Source organism: Mesorhizobium sp. M7A.T.Ca.US.000.02.2.1 (assembly GCF_003996995.1).
Lineage (GTDB): Bacteria > Pseudomonadota > Alphaproteobacteria > Rhizobiales > Rhizobiaceae > Mesorhizobium.
Genome location: NZ_RZTT01000077.1, coordinates 1 through 18,672, shown reverse-complemented (window position 1 = coordinate 18,672; position 18,672 = coordinate 1). Strand labels below are relative to the sequence as shown.

The following is an 18,672-nucleotide window of genomic DNA, read 5'->3' as shown; positions in this document are numbered from 1 at the left end:
ATCCGCACCATGGGCGACAAGGTCTCCGCCAAGCGCACGATGATCGCCGCCGGCGTTCCCTGCGTTGCTGGCTCCGAGGGGGCGCTGCCGCAGGACGAGCAGGCAGTGCGCGCCATTGCCGAGGCCATCGGCTATCCGGTCATCGTCAAGGCAGCGGGCGGCGGCGGCGGGCGCGGCATGCGTATCGTGCGCGAGGAGCGCGCCCTGACGGAAGCCGTTTCGATGGCGGTGAAAGAGGCGGACCGTGCCTTCGGCAACCCGCAAGTCTATTTGGAAAAATTCCTCGAGCACCCGCGCCATATCGAGATCCAGATTCTGGCGGATAAGCACGGTAGAGCGGTCTGGCTGGGCGAGCGCGATTGCTCCATGCAGCGCCGCCACCAGAAGATCATCGAGGAGGCGCCGGCGTCCGGCATCGCCCGCGAGGCGATTGCCGAGATCGGCGAGCTGTGTGCCCGCGCATGCCTGACCATCGGCTATACGGGTGCCGGCACGTTCGAATTCCTCTACGAGGACGGGCGCTTCTCTTTCATCGAGATGAACACCCGCGTGCAGGTGGAGCATCCCGTCACGGAACTCGTCACCGGCATCGATATCGTGCGCGAGCAGATCCGCATCGCCCGGGGCGAACCCCTGTCGTTCAGCCAGGAAGACATCCGCATCCAGGGCCACGCCGTCGAGTGCCGCATCAACGCTGAAGATCCATACAGCTTTCGCCCGCATCCAGGCCGGGTCGATCGCTGGACGCCGCCCGGAGGTCCCGGAATCCGCGTCGAATCGCATCTCTACTCCGGCTACACCGTGCCGCCGCACTACGATTCATTGGTGGCCAAGCTGCTGGCGCATGGCGCGACGCGGGCCGAGGCGATCCGGCGCATGAGTGGCGCGCTGGGCGAGATGGAGGCCGTCGGCATCGCCACCAACGCGCCGCTGCACGGCCTCCTGATGGACGAGCCCGGCTTCGCTGCCGGCGGCTTCGATATCCATCATCTCGAACGTCTCATTGAAGGCGGTCTGCTCCAGGGACGAGGCGGCGATGACGATTGAGGAGATCGAAAGGCTGGCCGCCTGGTGCGCTAGCGCCGGCATCGGCGAGATCGAAGTGTCGGAGGCCGGCTTTTCGCTGCGCCTGCACATGCAATCCGTTGTTGCCTCGACACCCGCGGCCGAAGCCCCGAAGGCCGAAACGATCTTCAAAGGCGTGCGCGCGCCCGGCGTCGGCGTGTTCCGTCTCGATCATCCAACGACCGGTCGGCCGGTTGCCGACCCTGGCCAGGTGGTTCGCAAGGGCGAGACGGTCGGCGTCCTGCAGGTCGGCCCATGCCTGAAGGCAATCGTTGCGCCGGCAGACGGTGTGCTGGGTGCAGCGCTGATCGAGGACGGAGCGGTCGTCGGCTACGGCACGCCGCTCTACGAGCTGGTGTGAAGCAAAGGCGATGGTTCGAACCACTGAGGAAAGCGCCATGGCGGCCCAAGGATTGCAGGTCGATATCAATTCCGACATGGGCGAGGGTTTTGGAGCCTACAGGCTCGGCGACGATGCGGCGATCCTCGACATCGTCAGTTCCGCCAATGTGGCCTGCGGCTTTCACGCCGGCGACCCCGAGATCATGGCGGCCACGTTCTCGATGGCGCGCGACAAGGGCGTTGCTGTTGGCGCGCATCCGAGCTTCGCCGATCTGTGGGGGTTCGGACGCCGCATCATTCCGCATTCCATGGATGAGATCGAAAGGCTGGTCGCCTACCAGATCGGCGCGGCGCAGGCGCTTTCCGCCTATGCCGGCCACCCGATCCGCTACGTCAAGGCGCATGGCGCGCTGGGCAACCTTACCCAGACCGACCGTGGCGTCGCCGAAGCGGTGACGCGCGCGGTCAAGGCCGTCGATCCCGGCCTGATCTGCCTGTCCATTGCGCTCGGCTTCCAGGACAGGATCGCGCGCGACGCGGGCCTGACGGTCAGGTCCGAAATCTTTGCCGACCGCGCCTATACGGAGGAAGGCTTTCTTGTCTCGCGCAAGCTGGAAGGCGCTGTCATCCACGACGCCGAGAAGGCGGCAGAACGGGTCGTGCGAATGGTCGAGCAAGGTGCCATCGAGACGCTTTCCGGACAGATGCTGCAGACGCCGATCGATTCGATCTGCGTCCACAGCGACACGCCGGCAGCCGTCGCCATCGCCGCGCATGTCAGGAGACGGCTGGAGGAGAGCGGCGTCAGGGTCAGAGCGTTCGCGGCCTGAGCACGGTCGCGTCCGTTTCAGAACCAGACGTCGCTGAGGCGATGCCCGCGTGGATAAGGGTCTGTCGGGTCGAGGCCATATTGGCCGATGCTGGTGATCCAGGCCTGTCCGGCGATGGTGACCACGACAGCGTCGCGATCGCCGAGGCGCGTATTGGCGATCACGCGGGAATCGAAATGGGTCCCGATGATCGATCTGTTGCGGAACAGCTCGCCCTTGGCGATCTGCCCCTTTGCCGACATCACCGCCAGCCGCCCGGTGGTGCCGGTGCCTGTCGGCGAGCGGTCGAGCCTGCCATGCAGGCACACCGTGCCGTTGACGCTTTCCACGCGCCCGTCGACGCGCTCGATCGGACCTTCGAAAATCACGTTGGACACGTCGCGGATCTTCGGGTTCTCCGGATGCACGACCTCGAGCTGTTCGTTGACCGACTTCTTGATGCGTTGGCCCATCAGCGACATCTGGTGGGCCTCGTCGGGTGTTATGGAAAAGCCGAGTGCGCGCGCATTGACATGGGCGAAAGTCATGCCGCCATAGGAGGTGTCGACGGTGATCGTGCCGAGCCCTTCCACCTCGACATGCGTGTCGAGGTGGAGTGCAAAAGCCGGTACATTGGTGAACTCCACCTGCTTCACCTTGCCGTTCTCGCAGAGACAGCGCACCTCGATCATGCCGGCCGGCGCTTCCATGCGCAGCAATGTCTCAGGCTCCTTCATCGGCACCATCCCCGTTTCCAGCGCCACTGTGGCGACGCAGATGGTGTTTGAGCCAGACATGGGCGGGTATTCCGTGCTTTCAATTATGACGTAGCCGAGATCCGCCGAGCGATCGCAAGGCGGCAGGATGATGTTGCCGTGACGTAGGGCGCACCGCGCGGCTCGAACAAGAGCAGCCCACGAATGTCGTCCATATGCGCTTCGAGATACTCCTTCTTTTCGAACATGGTCTTGCCCGGAACGTCCTTGACGCCTCCGGTGATCACATTGCCGACTTCGCCCTCGGCATGGCAGCCGACGACCGTGAATGTTTTCGTCCAGCGCATTTTTCTCCTCCTGTGATTGGTCTTGGCCCTGGCGATACCGATTCAGACCGCGTCGAGCCCTCGTTCGAGAAAACGATCGAGTTGTTCCATTTCCTGGTGCGATAGGACGATACCGTCGCGCTCCGACGTCTCGCGGGCTAGGAACCGCCTTTGCGAGGGCAGGCGCGCACCCTGGCCCAAGATCGCCTCGAACAGCGCTTCAGCACGGCCCAGTGGATTGCCGGGCCGGCCGGCGGCGAAGGCTTTCGGCGAGAAAGCGATGACCAACTCTCCGTGCGACGGATAAAGCGTCGTGGTGCCGAGCACATTGAGCGCCTCGGGGCTGGTCAGGTCGCCGATCATGATCCCGGCGAGCAGCTCGATCATCGTCGAGATGGCGGAGCCCTTGTGCCCGCCGAAGGGAAGCATGGCGCCCGCCAGGGCAGCTTCGGGGTCCGTCGTTGGCCTGCCGTCAGAATCCATGGCCCAGCCTTCCGGCAACTTCTTGCCTGCCCGGCGGTGGAGCTCGATCTCGCCGCGCGCGGCAACCGAGGTCGCGAAGTCGAAAACGTAGGGAGGCTGCTCTTCTCGCGGCCAGCCAAAGGCAAAAGGATTGGTGCCCAGCAACGGTCCGTTGCCACCGGTCGGAGCGACGGTGGCATAGCTCGGGCACATGGCCAGGCCGGTCAGGCCTGCCTGTGTCAAAGCTTCGACCTCCACCCAAAGGGCGGAAAAATGCACCGCATCGTTGATCGCGAGTGCGGCAATGCCGCACGACCGTGCCCGCTCGATCAGCACCGGCAAACCCAGTTCGAAGGCTGGGTTGGCGAAACCATGCTTCGCATCCACTTTGACGAGGGCGGGAGCGTCTTGCGGCAACAACTCGGGCAGCGCGTCCGGTTTTACCTTCCCGGCCTTGATTGTCCGTAGGGCGCCCTCGATCCGGTAGATGCCATGCGACTTGCAGGCATCGCGTTCCGCCGCGACGATGACCCTTGTAATGGCGCTGGCCTGAATGGGGTTCAGTCCGGCCTTGCGGAAAATTGCATCGACGCGCTCATGCAGGGCATCGATGGTGATCGTGGTGTTGGTCATTTCTGGCCTTCGGGTTTGGCTGCGCGCTAACGCTGCCTTTAAAAATCCAGACCACCGGCAAAGGCTTTTAGATCCTGTGCAAGCAAAGCGGGCTGCTCGAGGGCTGCGAAATGACCACCGCGCGGCATCGCTGTCCACTGGCGGATGTCCTTGAAGACGCGCTCGACCCAACTCCTTGGCGGCATCGGCAATTCCTTGGGAAACAAAGCCACGGCAAGCGGGACGTTGATCGCCGTGCCGGGCGCGAATGCAAGCGGACGGGCGCGCGTTTCCCAATAGAGCCGCATCGAGGAAGCGACGGTCCGGGTGAACCAGTAGAGCGAGATGTTGGCGAGCATGTCGTCGCGCGAAAAAGCGGCGTTGGCCAGATCGCCATCGCAATCGCTCCAGTCGCGGAATTTTTCGATCATCCAGGCCGCCAGTCCGACCGGCGAATCCGTCAGTCCATGGCAAGCGTTTGCGGGCGCGTCGCTTGAATATGAGCATAGGCGCCATGAAGATCCGCCCATCCGGCTTTCCGTTCCAGGGAGGCGCGTTCTTCCAAGCTCAGGTCGCCATCCGGGCCTGGATCGTGAGGAGGTGAGTATGAGCCGGGGATGAAGTTCAGATGCACGCCGGCGAGACTGTCTGGATACGCGTGCGCCAGGCAGGTCGACACGCTGGCGCCCAGATCGCCACCTTGCGCGAGATATCGTTTGTAGCCGAGACGGCTCATCAACTCGGCCCAAAGGTCGGCGACGGTGAACAGGTTGAGACCAGGCCTGGTCGGTCGGCTTGAAAAGCCATAGCCGGGAATCGAGGGGGCCACGACGTTGAAGGCGTCCTCCTGTCTTCCGCCATGCGAAAGCGGATCGGTCAGAAGCGGGATCAGCCTGTGAAATTCGAAGACGCTGCCTGGCCAGCCATGGGTGAGTATGACCGTTCTGTTGGTCGCCACAGCGGCGCGCGCATGGATGAAATGGATGGTTTCGCCGCCGATATCCGTCTGGTAGTGCGGATGGATGTTCCAGGCGGCTTCCTGCTTGCGCCAGTCGAAGCCGGTGCGCCAGTGCTGCATTAGTCGGCGCAGTTGCTCGTGCTCCGTTCCCTGCGCCCAGCCTATTGACTCCAACTGGTCCGGCTCGCGCCAGGTCGAGATGCGCTTCTTCAAATCGTCGATTTCAGACTGGGCAATCTCGATGGTGAAGGGGCGAATTTTCATGGAGCCCTCTGCTCGCCGGCCATAAGGTTTCGGGCGGCGATAAAGTCGTGACTTTGCTGCCGGTTCGCGCGAAGCGCTTCCGTCGACGCTTCTATCGAGACCGCTGAGAAACGCAGGCGCGCGCCGACCGGCGCTTGCGCCAGCCGCCAGAGGTCGGCTTCGATCACCGTAGCGATCTTCGGATAGCCGCCGCAAGTGTTGGCATCGGCAAGTTGGATGATCGGTTGGCCGGACGGCGGCACCTGGACTGTGCCTGGTACGATGCCGTGCGAGAGCAATTCGAGCGGTGAGAGGAGCGAAAGCGTCTCTCCAGCAAGGCGATATCCCATACGGTTGGCGTCGTTGGTGATGCGCCATTCGCTGCCGGTGAAAGCCGCCTGGGCCTCCGGCGTGAAGGCGTCGAACTCGGCGGCCGGCAGAACCCGCAATTCGATTGCCGAGGCCAAGGCGTCCGCCGCGCCTCGTCGCTCCTCCAGCGCTGCGCCGATGCCGCCCGCGGGAAGGCGGCATTGCGCAGGTTTGAGCGCAAGCCGGTCACCGCGCGACAGGCCGCGTCCAGCGAACCCGCCGAAACCGCCCTTCACATCCGTCGCGCGCGATCCCATGACGGGCGGCAGATCGATCCCGCCGGCAAAGGCGATGTAGGAACGGGCACCGGCGCGCGGCGCCTCGAGGACAAGGGTCTCGCCTGCGCGGATCGTCATGGCCCACCAGGGCGGGCAGGGCCGGTCGCCGATGCTGACGGCGCAATCAGCGCCGGTGATGGCGACGGCGGTGTCGATATGCGCGCGCAGCCGGAACGGATGAAGCGCGACCTCGATCCCGCCGGCCGAAGGATCATTGCCCAGCATGAGATTGGCGATCGCCAGTGCCTGCTTGTCCATGGCGCCGCCATGGCTGACCCCCAGCGCCAGATGACCGGGCCGGCCGAGATCCTGGACCGTGTTCGGCAGGCCGGTGGTGAGGATCTCGATCATGCCTCGATCCCTGCAATTGCGAAGCGAATCTTGTCTCCGGGCCTGAGCAGCACGGGCAATTCCGCTTCGGCCTTGAAGAGCTTCACGTCGGTATGGCCGATGATGTGCCAGCCGGACGGCGCGGTCATCGGCATGATACCCGCCTGCGCGCCACCAATGATGACGGCGCCCTCAGCGACTTTGAGGCGAGGCGTGCTGCGCCTTGCCCAGGCAAGCAGCGGGTCGAGACCGGATAGATAGGGAAAACCCGGCATGGCGCCGATGGCGGCGACGGTGTAGCGGGCCGCCGCGTGGCGCCTGACGGTCTCGTCGACAGACAGGCCGCAATGCGCGGCCCAGCCGGTGAGATCCTCGCCGCGCGCGCCGCCGTAGTGAACGGGAATCGTATGATGCGTGCCGGTCACCGGGTGGGCATCGGTGGCGGACCAGAGCGACATCAGTTGATCTCCGACGCTGTGGGCGTCTGTGGCGAGCGGGTCAAACACCACCAGCAGGTTGTTCATGCCGGGAACGGCCTCGCGCACCCCTTCGAGGCTCAGCGCGGCATTCGCTACCGCCCAGACCAGTTCCTGGGTGGCATCGTTGAAAGCCCCCTGCATTCCATCGAGCAGCAGCGCGCCCGATCCCGCAAGACTGATGTGGGGCGTACCGACAACCATGGGCGGTCAGTCCTTCACCGGCACCGTATAATTCAGGATCAGACGGCCGCCGTCCGGATAGATGGTCTGGCCGACAATGTAGGAAGCGTCGTCGCTGGCCAGGAAGGAAGCGACGCTGGCAATCTCCGATGGCTCGCCACAGCGGCCGCTCGGCGTGCGCGACAGGATGGTCTGGCGCTGCGCTTCGCTGGCCATGACCGAGCTCTTGACCATGTCGGTCAGGATGGTGCCGGGGCCGATGGCATTGACGCGGATGTTGTGCGGGATCAGTCCGACGGCCATCACCGCGGTCAATTGCTTGATGCCGCCCTTGGACACGGCATAGGCGACGGAATTGGGGATGGCCAGAATGGCGTTGATCGAGGACATGTTGATGATCGAGCCGCCGCGTCCCTGTGCGATCATGGCTCTTGCCGCGGCCTGCCCGAGCAGGAAGGGCGCCTTGAGATTGATCCGCTGAACCAGGTCGAACGCCTCCTCGGGGAAGTCGACGAAATCGTCCAGATGGATGATGCCGGCATTGTTGATGAGGACGTCGACGCCGCCGAATCGCTCCGTGGCCTTCGCAACAATATCAGCTGCCATTTCCTGCGTGCATTCGGAGAGATCCGCCGATAGCCAGGCGGCACGCTCGCCAAGACGTTCGGCATGCTCGCGCCCGCGATCGGCCTGCACGTCGACAAGCACCACCTTGGCGCCATCGGCATGAAAGCGCTCGGCGCAGGCCAAGCCCAGGCCTTGTGCCGCCCCGGTGACGATCACGACTTTTCCTGCGTGCTTCACAAACCAACCCCTTCTCACAATTACGCATCTATGGATATGTTATCCAATCTATCTTGAACTTCGACGCCATTGCAAGCCCCGGATAAGTGGAGCTGTTGGGTCGGTTCTGCAGCCGTTTGCCGTTCCTAAGCGGCTTTTGGCTTTTTTCTGCCAACCATCTTAAGCCGGTTGACTCCACTGAATTAATTGTGATTGGATACTATATTCATAAAATGACGACGGCGAGGAGTGTAGGCGATGGCGGATGGATCTCAGGAAAGCGAACTGATCGACGCGTTCCGCGCCCTTGCGACGCCGTTGATCAGCGACAATCTCGCTCGTGTCCCCGGGGCTATCGGGTTGCGGCCGTTTCATCGGGTGAGCGGCGTCATGGCGGGGAGGGCGCTGACGGTCAGGACCCGCCCCGGCGACAACCAGTTCATCCATCGTGCGCTCGATCTGCTGCAGCCCGGCGACGTCATTGTCGTCGACGGCGGTGGCTATGAGGGGCGCGCGCTGGTCGGCGAAATCATGACAAGTGTCGCGGCTTCGCGTGGCGCCGCAGGCATTGTCATCGACGGCGCCATTCGCGATGCCGGTGCCATCGGCCGCAATCCGTTCCCATGTTTCGCGCGGTCGGCCATCCATCTCGGACCTTACAAGGATGGTCCGGGAGCCATAAATGTTCCCGTCTGCATAGGCGGCATGGTCGTCGGTCCTGGCGACATCGTCGTCGGCGACGAGGATGGCGTTGTGGCATTTCCAATCGACGGTGCCGCGGCCTTGCTGGCGGCCGTCCGGGCGCAGGAAGCCCGTGAGGCCGAGATCATGCAGAGCATCCAGGAGAACCGTTATCAGGGAGCCTATGCCCGGGCTTCAAGCGGCAGTCACTGATCTGCCGGGTCAGTCCTTGCCGGTGACAATCGTGTGGCCGGCCGGCGATCTTGCTCAACATAACCGCTCCGCAGCTAACCGAGGGGCGAAACAATGCATTTCGGGCACGCCGCCTGGATGCACCAACAGGGGAAAATGGAGAGAATTGATGGTTGTTTCCTTCAAGAGGCTAGCTTGCGCCACCGCCCTTGCCGGGCTGGCTCTGACCACGATAGCCGCGGCTGCCGACATCAAGATCGGCATCGTGGCCCCCATGACTGGCCAACTGGCCAGTGAAGGGCAGGATATGGAGAACGCCGTGAAGATGGCGATCGATGCCGTCAACGCCAAGGGCGGCGTAAACGGCGACAAGATCACTATCACCACCGCCGACGACGCCTGCGATCCGCAACAGGCGGTGACCGCAGGCAGCAAGCTTGTCTCGGAAGGCGTGACCGCCATCGTCGGCGGCTACTGCTCGGGCGCCGTCTTGCCGACATTAAAGATCTATGGTGACGCCGGCATTCCGTTCGTCATCATCGGAGCGAACTCGACCAAGCTGGTCGCCGCCAATCAGGGCAATGCCTTCCTCGCCAATTCGACCGGCGACATGCAGGCGACGACAGCCGTCGAACTCTTCAAGAAGAATGGCTACAAGAAGTTCGCGTTCGTGGACGAAGGCGATGCCTATTCGTCCGACCTGGCCAAGTTGACCGCCGAAGCTTTCAAGAGCGCTGGCGGCGAAATTGCCGCCAAGGAGACCACCACGGCCGGCGAGCAGGACTATTCGGCGGTCGTCACCAAGATCAAGTCGAGCGGCGCCGATGCTGTCTTCTGGACCGCCTACCATGCCGGTGGCGCTCTGCTCACCAAGCAGCTTCGGCAGGCCGGGTTCCAGGGCGGCATCGTGCTGGGCGACGGCAACAATTCACCGGAATATCTGGAGATCGCCGGGTCGGCCGGTGAGGGCGTGTACCTGTTGTCTCCGCCGACTGTCGACCTCTTGTCCGGCGCCGCCGACTTCAAGGCCAAGTACAAGGAAACCTATGGCCGCGACGCCGGCGCCTATGCGGCGCTCTCCCACGATGTGGGCGACCTGATCGTCGATGCGATCACGCGGGCCAAGTCGGCGGATCAGAAGGCGATCATCGAGGCGCTCAAGGCGAGCGACTTCAAGGGCCTTGCCGGTGAAATCAAGTTCACCAACAAGAACACGCTCCAGACCTCGAACTTCCGCCCGGTGATTGCAAAGGGCGGCAAGTGGGTGGCTGTCGAATAAAGGCCAGCCGGATTGATGCCGAGGCAGGCCTTGTGTCGGCCTCGGCGTCACCGCCGATTGTCTGGTGCGCCGACGCTGCGCCCAGACAAGACTTTTTCAATTCTGCCCTGGAGCATCAATGACGCTCGACCTGCTTATTCAGCAACTGGTGAACGGTCTTATCGTCGGCTCGTTCTATGCCCTGATCGCGCTTGGCTACAGCATGGTCTTCGGCGTCATCAAGCTCCTGAATTTCGCCCATGGCGACATCTACATGAACGGCGCCTTCGTCGGCCTCATCGTGTTCTCCTTTGTCGGCATATGGGTCGGCAATGGCTGGCTGGGCGTGGTCTGCGCCCTGCTTGTGTCGATGCTGGCTGTCGGCTTGCTCGGCGTCATCATCGAACGCTTCGCCTATCGGCCGATGCGCAACGCGCCGCGCCTCTCCATCCTCATCACGGCGCTCGGTGCCTCGATGGTGTTGAACGGTACGGCACTCGCCCTGACCGGCGGGCGGCATTATGCATTCAACACCGACCTCGGTTTTGCCGGTGTCGACATTTCCACCGTTCATATCACCTACACGCAGATGGTTCTGGTGGCCGCCTCCATTGCTCTTATGGCAGGCATGCAGGCCTTTGTCTCACGCACCATGTACGGCAAGGCGATGCGCGCCGTGTCCATCGACATGGGGGCGAGCCGCCTGATGGGCATCGATGTCGACCGGGTGATCGCCTTGACGTTTTTCATGGGCTCGGCGCTCGCTGCCGGCGGTGGGGTCATGGCCGGCGCCTATTATGGCAGTGTCCATTTCTTCATGGGCTTCATCATGGGGCTCAAGGCCTTCACCGCCGCTGTCATAGGCGGGATCGGCAGCGTGCCGGGCGCCATGCTTGGCGGCCTGCTGCTTGGCCTGCTCGAGGCTTTCGGCTCGTCCTTGCCCTTCGTCGGCTCGGAGTGGCGTGACGTCTTCGTGTTCGGAACCCTGATCCTGTTCCTTGTGTTCAAGCCGACCGGCCTTCTTGGTCGCTCTGTCGTGGAGCGGGTGTGATGATCGACGAAGTCAGAACCATGCCGACCGCCGTGCAACCGCAATTGATGCGCTGGTCCGTCGTGCTGCCCGGCTTGGCGGCACTCGCCGCCGCGCTGGTGTTGCCGCAATTCGCCAACGGCTATGTGACGGAGGTGGCAACCACGGCGCTGCTCTATGTCGTTCTGTGCCTCGGCCTCAACATTGTCGTCGGCTATGCAGGCCTGCTCGACCTCGGCTACGCCGCCTTCTTCGCAGTCGGCGCGTACACGTCAGGCATCCTGACCGCCGAATTCGGGTTCAATTTCTGGCTCACCATCCCGGTCGCCATGGCGGCAGCCTGCGTGGCTGGCATCATCATCGGGGCTCCAACATTGAGATTGCGCAGCGACTATCTGGCGATCGTGACGCTGGGCTTCGGCGAAATCGTGCGCATCATCGCTCGCAACCTCGACATCACCGGTGGCGCGAGCGGACTCATCGGCATCGAGCGCCCGGAGATATTCGGCTTCAGGTTGATGCAGGTGCAGCACTTCTACTATGCGTTCCTGGTGCTTGCGCTGCTCACCGCCTTCGTCTGTCTGAGCGTCGAGCGATCGCGAATGGGACGAGCCTGGTTCTACGTTCGCTACGATGAGGACGCCGCCGCCGGTATCGGCATCAACCGTGTCACGGCCAAGCTGCAAGCCTATATGATGGGCGCTGTGATCGCTTCGGTGGCCGGATGCCTCTACGCGGCCAAGATGACGGCCATCTCGCCGGAGAGTTTCACCTTCAACCAATCGCTGCTCATCCTTCTCGGCGTCGTCCTGGGCGGCATAGGCCGCATTCCCGGCGTCGTCCTTGGTGCTGTTCTCGTGGCTCTGCTTCCGGAGGTGCTGCGCGGCGCGGGGACCTATCGTCCCCTGGTGACTGCGGTTGCGCTGCTGGCAATCATGCTCTTCAGGCCGAACGGGCTGTGGCCGGACAAGCGAGTTTGACCATGGCGCTGCTGGAAGTCCGCGATCTGCGCCTCAGTTTCGGAGGACTGAAAGTCCTTCACGACATTTCGTTCTCAGTTGAGAAAGGCGCCATCAACAGTCTTATTGGGCCGAACGGGGCCGGCAAGACATCACTCTTCAATTGCCTGACCGGCTTCTACAAGCCGAAGGGCGGCTCGATCAGTCTGGGCGGCCGGCCAATCACCGGCTTGCCGCCGCATCGCATCACCGCGCTCGGCCTCGCCCGTACGTTCCAGAACATCCGGCTGTTCAAGGAAATGACCGTTCTGGAAAACGCCATGTCCGGCCAGCATTGCCGCAGCCGCCACGGCATCATGTCGGCGATCCTGCACTTGCCGGCACAGCGGCGCGAGGAGGAGGCGATCCGCGCGACTGCCATGCGCTGGCTCGATTTTGTCGGCATCGAGCAGCATGCGCATCGCCGTGCCGGTGGTCTTTCCTATGGCGATCAACGGCGGCTCGAACTCGCAAGAGCCCTGGCGTCGACGCCCGAGCTCATCCTGCTGGACGAGCCCGCCGCCGGCCTGAACGAGCGCGAGAAGCTGGACCTTGTGCACCTGATCCGCCGCATCCGTGACGAAACCGGTGTCACCGTCCTGCTGATCGAGCACGATATGGGCCTGGTCATGCAGCTGTCGGAGAAGATCGTGGTGTTCGACTATGGGCAGAAGATCGCCGACGGACCGCCGGAGGCCGTGCGAACAGACCCCAGGGTCATCGAAGCCTATCTCGGCACGGAGGAATGATGGACGCCGAAATCGTTCTTTCCGCGGACCGCATCGTCGCGCGCTATGACGGCATCGAAGCTCTTCATGGCGTCAGCCTTTCGGTCAAGCGCGGCCAGATCGTCGCCCTGCTTGGCGCGAACGGTGCGGGCAAGAGCACCACCCTGCGCACGCTGTCCGGCCTTGTTGCAGCATCCTCCGGAAATGTCCGCTTCCTGGGCGAGGACATAACCAAAGTCCCTGCCCACCGCCTGCCGCATCGCGGGCTCGTCCACGTTCCGGAGGGAAGGCGTATTTTCGGCGACATGACGATCAAGGAGAACCTTGACCTGGGCTCGTTTACGCTTGCCGACGACGTCGAGCGCCGCCGGCGGCTGGAGCATGTTTTTGAGCTCTTCCCCATCCTGGCGCGCAGACAGAATGGCGATGCAAGGAACCTCTCGGGAGGCGAGCAGCAGATGCTGGCGATCGGCAGAGCCCTCATGGCCGCGCCCAAGGTGCTGTTGCTCGACGAGCCTTCCATGGGTCTGGCGCCGCAACTGATCAAGGAAGTCATGAACATCGTGCAGCGCCTCAATCGTGAAGGCGTGACCATTCTGCTTGTGGAGCAGAACAGCAAAGTCGCCTTGAAGTTCGCCGACTACGGCTACGTTCTCAAGGCTGGGCGCATTGTGCTTGAGGGACCAGGCAGTGATCTTGCGAGCAACGAAGCGGTCATCAGCGCCTATTTAGGTGGCGTCGCTGCTTAGCTGGCAAAGCTGCCAACTCCCGGATTTTTACAAAATGAGGCCGCCACTCCAGTCCAGCCCCTAACATATTGATTTGTGCAGGAAGCACTGACCCTCAGAGACATAATCATTATTTGTCAACAGGTTACGAAGCCGTTCGCTCAAATCGATTCAGGAAGCTGGTCCAGCCATTTCGCTGGCCGAATTTATCTCAAGCCGAATGGCGGCTTTGCGCCTCAAGTCGGTCGTTAAGACCAACTTCGCCGTTTCCCGAAAGCCGACATCATCGGACTACGCTGGCTTAAGATGACTGTGCCTCTAGACGGACGGCGGCGACAGGATGAAAAGCGCTTGCGCCTGCTTGGTGGCGGAACTGTTGCGGAAGGTGTGGAGGCGTCTTGGGTCGAAGGTCGTGGCGTCGCCTTCGAGCAGGACGACCTCAATTGATGACGCAGGCTGAGCGTAAAGGAATGGATCGCGGCCTGTGAGAGCAAGACGAGCGTCGTTCCAGGAACATCCGTCGTTGATTTGCGTTTGCTCTCCGAGGTTAGACGTTTTCAAACCGAAGGAGAACGGTGTCATGGACTGGAACCGCGTGGAAGGAAACTGGAAACAGGTGAAAGGCAAGGTCAAGGAGCAGTGGGGTAAACTTACGGATGACGACCTTGACCGCATCGCCGGCAAGCGCGATCAACTCGAAGGCAAGATCCAGGAGCGTTACGGCCTCGAAAAGGACCGTGTGCGGCGCGATATCGATGACTGGTACGGTCGACAGGGCTGGTAAGCGCGTGAGCCCCGGGCCGCGGCCAATTCCAAGACGCGGCCCAACAGTCCGGCAGGTCCGGCTCATGCAGATGCCGAGCCTTATCGTCAGTTGAATTTTGCAGCAAGGATTTCGTACTGTGTCAGAAGATATCTCTCGCAAGCAAGAGCAACGGGGGACAAGAAGGATCGTCATGTGGGCGATCGCAGTTACCGCTGTGATTTTCCTTGTTCTGCTGGCTACATTCGTGTTCGGCCCGCTGGTATGATTTTCATCGCCGATGATTGAGTTGTTTCCAGCGAGATCCGGGGATGATCGGGCGTTTGAGGGCGCTTGCAGCGGCCACCGGGCCGCGTCTTGCGACTGCGGCAGCAGGCGCGGATGAGCCGACAACCCGTCAAGTTGATGCCATCCGCGCTGCCCTGGGTGGCAGGCGTATCTGCGGCAATCGCCATTATTCCGGTAGTTTGCGCCGTCAACTTGGTCCGCGGCGACAATCTCCGGGAAACCACCATTGCACAGGCCATCGGGGGCGACCCTGACCGGGCCGTCCCGGCGATGATCCGCAACGGCTGTGGCGGATGTCACGAAATCCCGGGAGTGCCCGGCGCCCGTGGCACCGTCGGTCCGTCCCTGCAAGGCGTCGTTGAAAGAGGATATACCGGGCCGTCGCGAGCCACCCCGGATGCGATGATGCGCTGGATCAGCAGGGCGCGGGACGTTGACCCGAAGACGGCCATGCCCAATACAAATCTGTCGCCTCAAGAGGCGCGCGACATTACCGCCTATCTCTATGCGCGAACATGAGGCGCGCTGAAGTCGCCCCACGGCGCAGGCGTCTTGCCAGCAAAAGCAGCAGGCCAAGCATCAACACGGCGGCGCCCGCTACAAGTGATTGAGCCGCCAGAATCATGATCGTCTTGCTGGTTGTCGTTCCTGCCCGCAGATCAGATCAAGGATTCTCCGGGCGTTCGCACCGTGTGCATGGAGGGCCGATTGCCAATCGCCGCATCCTGCCAGTACCAACATCGACGCTGCGCTGACCCACCTCAAACGCGGTTGCGCAGCCTTTCCCGTAACAATGCCAGTCAGGATTTGCGTTGGACATGTAAAGGCAAGCGACATTTGCGGTCATGTCCGCCTGCGAGAGCGGGCCAACGGACTCATGCACCTCGCCATGAAGGATCCACCATCGTTGCCAAGGCCATAACGCAGCTGGCTGAAAAAGGATGCTTGGCAACACCGCCCGGTGAAAACCGACGTGAAGCGGTGCGGGTTAGACGATGCGCAACTCCTGGGGAGCCTGATGCCGCCGGCTGCTCGTTTGAATCCAGAAAGCGACCGAGAGCAATGCGGCTCCGCCATAGATCAGGCCAGCGGGAATCCACATGATCAAGCCTGCAAGTTGCTGGTCCTCGAGCGGGCTGAGCCCCCACAGATCCGAGCCGACGGCATTAGCCGGATACCACAGCTTTGGCGAGACGACGAGCAAAACCCCGAGCAGCCCGGTGTGGAGCGAGGTGAAGAAGAGATGCATCACCGCATTGCCGCAAGCGTGCTCGCGGCCAGGGCGAGGCAGCAGCACCCACCAGAACAAAAGCCCGGTACCGAGGAAGCTCGCATGCTGGGCATAGTGCAGGAAACCCTGCTGGAGGGCAGCCTCGAACAGCGCCGGGACATGCCAGATCCATATCGCGGCTCCGTGCAGGACGGTCGCGACCACAGGGCGGCTGATGAACGCCCAGATCGCCCGAAGCGTATCTGCATGTCCGGCCGCTCCGAATATCTGGCGCAGCTGTACCGGCAGTGCCCACATCATCGCCGCTGTCGGGCGGGAGGCAACCAGCAGAGGCGCTGCGACCGCCATCAGCAATTCATGCTCGATCATGTGCGCCGCAAACACATGTTCGCCCAACGCATGGATCGGGCTTACAAGGGCGAACGCCAGGACGGCCCAGCCGGCAGCAAACTGGAAGGCCTGCCGTGATCGCAAGCGACATCCGCGTCCGCTCCGTCGCCACAGTCGGCTGGCGCCCGCTGTATAGAGCGACACGACTGCCAGGAGCGGCAATGTGATGGGAAGCGCCAGTGTCCAACCGGCTTGCGGGGCGCCGTTGCCATAGCAGATCGAGGTCGAAAAGAGCGCGTCGAAGCTCATGATCCGCATCCGTCAGCCGGAAGAGCACCGGAGCTCCGGTTCATCTGGAAAGATCCAGATTGAAGCCACTGAGGCGCTGTTCTCACCTCCGTGCCTCTAGGCGTCCATCATCGATTTCGCCGGCTCCCGGGCGATGTTTTCTTCTATGCGTTCGTGTCCCGGCGTCCGCGGCAGGGCCTGGCGGAAGTTCTTGGCGTAGTCTGCCGGCATTTTGGGCGGCATCAGCGGCTCATACGCATCTACCAGCGCTTCGATCACGACTGGGCCCTGCGTGGCGAAAGCCTGGTCGAGAACCATCTCGATCTGATCGGCCCGCTCGATGCGAAAACCCTTTGCGCCCATTGCTTCCGCCGCCATGGCAAAATCGATCGGCTGCAATTCGCAACCAAATTGCGGATTCCCCAGAAACATCATCTGCTCCCAGGCGATCTGATTGAGCATGTTGTTCTTGATCACCAGAACCTTCAGCGGGATCTTGTAGCGCACCGCCGTCGAGAATTCGCCGAGCTGCATGGCAAAGCCGCCATCGCCGACGATGGCGGCAATCGGTCGACCGGGAAACGCTATGCCGGCAGCGATGGCGTAGGCCAGACCGCAAGCCATCGACGCCAGCGATCCGGACACTCCAAATGCCTGGCCGCTGCGAAGATCGACATGGCGGGCGGCCAGCTCCGTGTTCTGACCGGAATCCGTGGCCAGTACCGTGTCGTCGGCCAATCTTTGTCCGAACGCCCGGGCAATCGCCTGTGGCTTCAAGGGTTGCGCCTGCACGTCTTCCGACTGCCGCATCATCTCGCGCCATTTCCTCATGGTCTCCTGGGAACGGCGCAGGAATTCATCGGAGGGCTTCTGCGTCAGACGTTGGTTGAGCGCGCGCAATGTCTCGGCCGCGTCGCCGACAAGGCCGGCCTCGACCGGAAAGCGCAAGCCGATCCGCTGCGCATCGCAGTCGATCTGGACGCCACGGGCCTGCCCGGGCTGCGGGTAGTATTCGATATAGGGAAAGGTCGAACCGACAATCAGCACCGCGTCGCAGCTCTCCATCGCCTCTTGCGAAGCCAGGGTTCCAAGAATGCCGATCCCGCCGGTGGTGTAGGGATGGTCGTCCGGCAGCACCGCCTTGCCCAGCAGGGCCTTCGCGACAGGAGCCTGCAGTAGGCGCGCCGTGTGTTCGAGTTCGGCGGCAGCGCCAATCGCGCCTCGCCCGGCAAGGATCGCAACCCGTGAAGCGTCATTGAGAATGGCGGCGGCTTTGTCGAACTCAACGTCCAGCGGTACGCTGTGACCGGCGAACATATCCTGCGGCGTGTGCGCCGGGCGATTGCGCTTGGAGCGCTTCGACGGATCGCTCTCCTGCTCCTGGATGTCGCTGGCAATCGAAAGATGGGCGACGCCCTTGCGCGCCAGCGCGGTTCGGCAGGCAAGGCTGGCGACGTTTTCCATATGCGCGGCGTCGGCGACATGTGCATTGTAAACGGAGACATCGTGGAACACGCGCGTCAGATCGACATCCTGTTGCGTGAACGTCTCGATCAGATCGTGGAACTGCATGCCCGTAATCGCCAGCACCGAAGCCTGGTCGAGCTTGGCGTCATAGAGGCCGGTCAGAAGATGTGTTCCGCCGGGACCGGACGTCGCAAGGCACACGCCCAGCTTTCCTGTCCACTTGGCATACGCACATGCCATGAAGGCAGCCGACTCTTCATGCCGGACCTGAACGAAGGCAATCTTGTCGCGCCGCGTCCGCAACGCTTCCATGACGCCGTTTATGCCGTCTCCCGGCAAGCCGAACACCACCTCCACGTCCCAGGCGACGAGCGTATCGATGAGAATTTCTGCTGCATTTGGCATGTCGGGGTAGCTCCGGTGGATGGTGTCCGAACCGGTGAATCCCGAGTTGGTTCCTTCGTCACAATAAATCGTGACAGGTTTCTGGAAGCGATCTTCCAGGAGCGGTCTATTCGATCTGCTCGAACGTGCATTGCCGTGGCGCCTTGTCGGGGCGCCAGCGCAGCAGTTTGGTGCCGTGGCGGAACCGATTGCCGGTAACGTGGTCGAAGCGGACCTCCACCACCAGTTCAGGCTGCAAGGGTTCCCATTGTCCGCTGCGCTCCGTGCTCCAGCGGCTCGGGCCGCCGGGCGCCTTGCCGGTGAATCCGGGCTCTGACCGCAGCCCTTCCAGCC

At 62.6% G+C, this 18,672-nt stretch carries 20 protein-coding genes and 2 pseudogenes; 11 read left to right on the top strand and 11 right to left on the bottom strand.

Going from position 1 to position 18,672, the window contains the following annotated elements; genetic code table 11:
* From EOD15_RS10220 to EOD15_RS10210, 3 genes are all read left to right on the top strand, one after another.
* Positions 1 to 1,047, top strand: a 1,047-nt coding sequence (locus EOD15_RS10220) for an ATP-grasp domain-containing protein (RefSeq protein WP_127408458.1), incomplete at its 5' end; no start/stop codon positions are given.
* Positions 1,037 to 1,426 (top strand): biotin attachment protein, encoded by a 390-nt coding sequence (locus EOD15_RS10215; RefSeq protein WP_127318261.1) that lies wholly within the window; start codon positions 1,037 to 1,039, stop codon positions 1,424 to 1,426. The genes EOD15_RS10220 and EOD15_RS10215, both read left to right, overlap by 11 nt.
* 37 nt (positions 1,427 to 1,463) lie before the next feature.
* Complete coding sequence (locus tag EOD15_RS10210; protein WP_127318260.1) at positions 1,464 to 2,237, top strand: 5-oxoprolinase subunit PxpA; 774 nt, start codon at positions 1,464 to 1,466, stop codon at positions 2,235 to 2,237.
* Between the two features lie 17 nt (positions 2,238 to 2,254).
* Here the strand turns inward: EOD15_RS10210 and EOD15_RS10205 are convergent.
* The 7 genes and pseudogenes from EOD15_RS10205 to EOD15_RS10180 form a co-directional block, all read right to left on the bottom strand.
* Positions 2,255 to 3,279 (bottom strand): annotated as a pseudogene (locus tag EOD15_RS10205) (proline racemase family protein).
* Between the two features lie 42 nt (positions 3,280 to 3,321).
* Positions 3,322 to 4,353 carry an Ldh family oxidoreductase gene (locus tag EOD15_RS10200; RefSeq protein WP_127318297.1) on the bottom strand — a complete coding sequence of 344 codons (1,032 nt, stop codon included), beginning with the start codon at positions 4,351 to 4,353 and terminating at the stop codon, positions 3,322 to 3,324.
* A gap of 38 nt (positions 4,354 to 4,391) precedes the next feature.
* Positions 4,392 to 4,763, bottom strand: coding sequence for a hypothetical protein (locus tag EOD15_RS36690; protein ID WP_245463633.1), 372 nt, complete (start codon positions 4,761 to 4,763; stop codon positions 4,392 to 4,394).
* A gap of 29 nt (positions 4,764 to 4,792) precedes the next feature.
* Positions 4,793 to 5,554, bottom strand: coding sequence for an epoxide hydrolase (locus EOD15_RS10195; RefSeq protein ID WP_245463632.1), 762 nt, complete (start codon positions 5,552 to 5,554; stop codon positions 4,793 to 4,795).
* Complete coding sequence (locus EOD15_RS10190) at positions 5,551 to 6,531, bottom strand: biotin-dependent carboxyltransferase family protein (protein WP_127408457.1); 981 nt, start codon at positions 6,529 to 6,531, stop codon at positions 5,551 to 5,553. Before EOD15_RS10190 ends, EOD15_RS10195 begins: the two co-directional genes overlap by 4 nt.
* Positions 6,528 to 7,190 carry a 5-oxoprolinase subunit PxpB gene (gene pxpB / locus EOD15_RS10185; RefSeq protein ID WP_127322232.1) on the bottom strand — a complete coding sequence of 221 codons (663 nt, stop codon included), beginning with the start codon at positions 7,188 to 7,190 and terminating at the stop codon, positions 6,528 to 6,530. The genes EOD15_RS10190 and pxpB overlap by 4 nt, the downstream gene beginning before the upstream one ends.
* Before the next feature lie 6 nt (positions 7,191 to 7,196).
* The gene (locus EOD15_RS10180; RefSeq protein ID WP_164761974.1) at positions 7,197 to 7,973 is read right to left on the bottom strand and encodes an SDR family oxidoreductase; all 777 of its coding nucleotides are present in this window, start codon (positions 7,971 to 7,973) and stop codon (positions 7,197 to 7,199) included.
* A 237-nt stretch (positions 7,974 to 8,210) separates the two neighbouring features.
* Between EOD15_RS10180 and EOD15_RS10175 the strand changes: the two genes are divergently transcribed.
* The 6 genes from EOD15_RS10175 (at position 8,211) to EOD15_RS10150 (ending at position 13,588) form a co-directional block, all read left to right on the top strand.
* The gene (locus EOD15_RS10175) at positions 8,211 to 8,846 is read left to right on the top strand and encodes an RraA family protein (protein ID WP_127322234.1); all 636 of its coding nucleotides are present in this window, start codon (positions 8,211 to 8,213) and stop codon (positions 8,844 to 8,846) included.
* A 148-nt stretch (positions 8,847 to 8,994) separates the two neighbouring features.
* Positions 8,995 to 10,104 (top strand): branched-chain amino acid ABC transporter substrate-binding protein, encoded by a 1,110-nt coding sequence (locus EOD15_RS10170; RefSeq protein ID WP_127322235.1) that lies wholly within the window; start codon positions 8,995 to 8,997, stop codon positions 10,102 to 10,104.
* 118 nt (positions 10,105 to 10,222) lie between these two features.
* Positions 10,223 to 11,134 carry a branched-chain amino acid ABC transporter permease gene (locus EOD15_RS10165; protein ID WP_023809510.1) on the top strand — a complete coding sequence of 304 codons (912 nt, stop codon included), beginning with the start codon at positions 10,223 to 10,225 and terminating at the stop codon, positions 11,132 to 11,134.
* Positions 11,134 to 12,093, top strand: a complete 960-nt coding sequence (locus EOD15_RS10160) for a branched-chain amino acid ABC transporter permease (RefSeq protein WP_245463631.1) — start codon at positions 11,134 to 11,136, stop codon at positions 12,091 to 12,093. The genes EOD15_RS10165 and EOD15_RS10160 overlap by 1 nt, the downstream gene beginning before the upstream one ends.
* Before the next feature lie 2 nt (positions 12,094 to 12,095).
* A complete protein-coding gene (locus tag EOD15_RS10155) occupies positions 12,096 to 12,860 on the top strand; it encodes an ABC transporter ATP-binding protein (RefSeq protein ID WP_127320926.1) in 765 nt (254 codons plus the stop codon).
* A complete protein-coding gene (locus tag EOD15_RS10150; protein WP_127320927.1) occupies positions 12,860 to 13,588 on the top strand; it encodes an ABC transporter ATP-binding protein in 729 nt (242 codons plus the stop codon). The genes EOD15_RS10155 and EOD15_RS10150 overlap by 1 nt, the downstream gene beginning before the upstream one ends.
* Positions 13,589 to 13,885: 297 nt before the next feature.
* On the opposite strand, the gene EOD15_RS10145 is transcribed toward EOD15_RS10150, so the two are convergent.
* Positions 13,886 to 14,149: a hypothetical protein gene (locus EOD15_RS10145; protein ID WP_127320928.1), complete on the bottom strand. Its 264-nt coding sequence runs from the start codon at positions 14,147 to 14,149 to the stop codon at positions 13,886 to 13,888.
* On the opposite strand from EOD15_RS10145, the gene EOD15_RS10140 reads away from it, so the two are divergent.
* Both EOD15_RS10140 and EOD15_RS10135 read left to right on the top strand, forming a co-directional pair.
* The gene (locus tag EOD15_RS10140; protein WP_023809505.1) at positions 14,148 to 14,351 is read left to right on the top strand and encodes a CsbD family protein; all 204 of its coding nucleotides are present in this window, start codon (positions 14,148 to 14,150) and stop codon (positions 14,349 to 14,351) included. The genes EOD15_RS10145 and EOD15_RS10140 overlap by 2 nt on opposite strands.
* A 360-nt stretch (positions 14,352 to 14,711) precedes the next feature.
* Positions 14,712 to 15,137, top strand: a complete 426-nt coding sequence (locus EOD15_RS10135) for a c-type cytochrome (protein ID WP_127320929.1) — start codon at positions 14,712 to 14,714, stop codon at positions 15,135 to 15,137.
* A 469-nt stretch (positions 15,138 to 15,606) separates the two neighbouring features.
* Here the strand turns inward: EOD15_RS10135 and EOD15_RS10130 are convergent, their stop codons facing one another.
* From EOD15_RS10130 to EOD15_RS10120, 3 genes and pseudogenes are all read right to left on the bottom strand, one after another.
* Positions 15,607 to 16,488, bottom strand: a complete 882-nt coding sequence (locus EOD15_RS10130; protein WP_127320930.1) for a cytochrome c oxidase assembly protein — start codon at positions 16,486 to 16,488, stop codon at positions 15,607 to 15,609.
* Positions 16,489 to 16,584: 96 nt separating this feature from the next.
* Positions 16,585 to 18,339 carry a thiamine pyrophosphate-dependent enzyme gene (locus EOD15_RS10125; protein WP_127320931.1) on the bottom strand — a complete coding sequence of 585 codons (1,755 nt, stop codon included), beginning with the start codon at positions 18,337 to 18,339 and terminating at the stop codon, positions 16,585 to 16,587.
* 106 nt (positions 18,340 to 18,445) lie between these two features.
* Positions 18,446 to 18,672 (bottom strand): annotated as a pseudogene (locus EOD15_RS10120) (ATP-dependent DNA ligase); the annotation flags it as partial.

Bases quoted from the DNA above. Each gene is read 5' to 3' on its own strand.
- EOD15_RS10200 (WP_127318297.1), bottom strand. From the start codon at position 4,353: ATGACCAACACCACGATCACCATCGATGCCCTGCATGAGCGCGTCGAT.
- EOD15_RS10160 (WP_245463631.1), top strand. From the start codon at position 11,134: ATGATCGACGAAGTCAGAACCATGCCGACCGCCGTGCAACCGCAATTG.
- EOD15_RS10210 (WP_127318260.1), top strand. From the start codon at position 1,464: ATGGCGGCCCAAGGATTGCAGGTCGATATCAATTCCGACATGGGCGAG.
- EOD15_RS10165 (WP_023809510.1), top strand. From the start codon at position 10,223: ATGACGCTCGACCTGCTTATTCAGCAACTGGTGAACGGTCTTATCGTC.
- pxpB (WP_127322232.1), bottom strand. From the start codon at position 7,190: ATGGTTGTCGGTACGCCCCACATCAGTCTTGCGGGATCGGGCGCGCTG.
- EOD15_RS10175 (WP_127322234.1), top strand. From the start codon at position 8,211: ATGGCGGATGGATCTCAGGAAAGCGAACTGATCGACGCGTTCCGCGCC.
- EOD15_RS10135 (WP_127320929.1), top strand. From the start codon at position 14,712: ATGAGCCGACAACCCGTCAAGTTGATGCCATCCGCGCTGCCCTGGGTG.
- EOD15_RS10155 (WP_127320926.1), top strand. From the start codon at position 12,096: ATGGCGCTGCTGGAAGTCCGCGATCTGCGCCTCAGTTTCGGAGGACTG.
- EOD15_RS36690 (WP_245463633.1), bottom strand. From the start codon at position 4,763: ATGATCGAAAAATTCCGCGACTGGAGCGATTGCGATGGCGATCTGGCC.
- EOD15_RS10195 (WP_245463632.1), bottom strand. From the start codon at position 5,554: ATGAAAATTCGCCCCTTCACCATCGAGATTGCCCAGTCTGAAATCGAC.
- EOD15_RS10125 (WP_127320931.1), bottom strand. From the start codon at position 18,339: ATGCCAAATGCAGCAGAAATTCTCATCGATACGCTCGTCGCCTGGGAC.
- EOD15_RS10130 (WP_127320930.1), bottom strand. From the start codon at position 16,488: ATGAGCTTCGACGCGCTCTTTTCGACCTCGATCTGCTATGGCAACGGC.
- EOD15_RS10150 (WP_127320927.1), top strand. From the start codon at position 12,860: ATGGACGCCGAAATCGTTCTTTCCGCGGACCGCATCGTCGCGCGCTAT.
- EOD15_RS10170 (WP_127322235.1), top strand. From the start codon at position 8,995: ATGGTTGTTTCCTTCAAGAGGCTAGCTTGCGCCACCGCCCTTGCCGGG.
- EOD15_RS10145 (WP_127320928.1), bottom strand. From the start codon at position 14,149: ATGACACCGTTCTCCTTCGGTTTGAAAACGTCTAACCTCGGAGAGCAA.
- EOD15_RS10215 (WP_127318261.1), top strand. From the start codon at position 1,037: ATGACGATTGAGGAGATCGAAAGGCTGGCCGCCTGGTGCGCTAGCGCC.
- EOD15_RS10140 (WP_023809505.1), top strand. From the start codon at position 14,148: ATGGACTGGAACCGCGTGGAAGGAAACTGGAAACAGGTGAAAGGCAAG.
- EOD15_RS10190 (WP_127408457.1), bottom strand. From the start codon at position 6,531: ATGATCGAGATCCTCACCACCGGCCTGCCGAACACGGTCCAGGATCTC.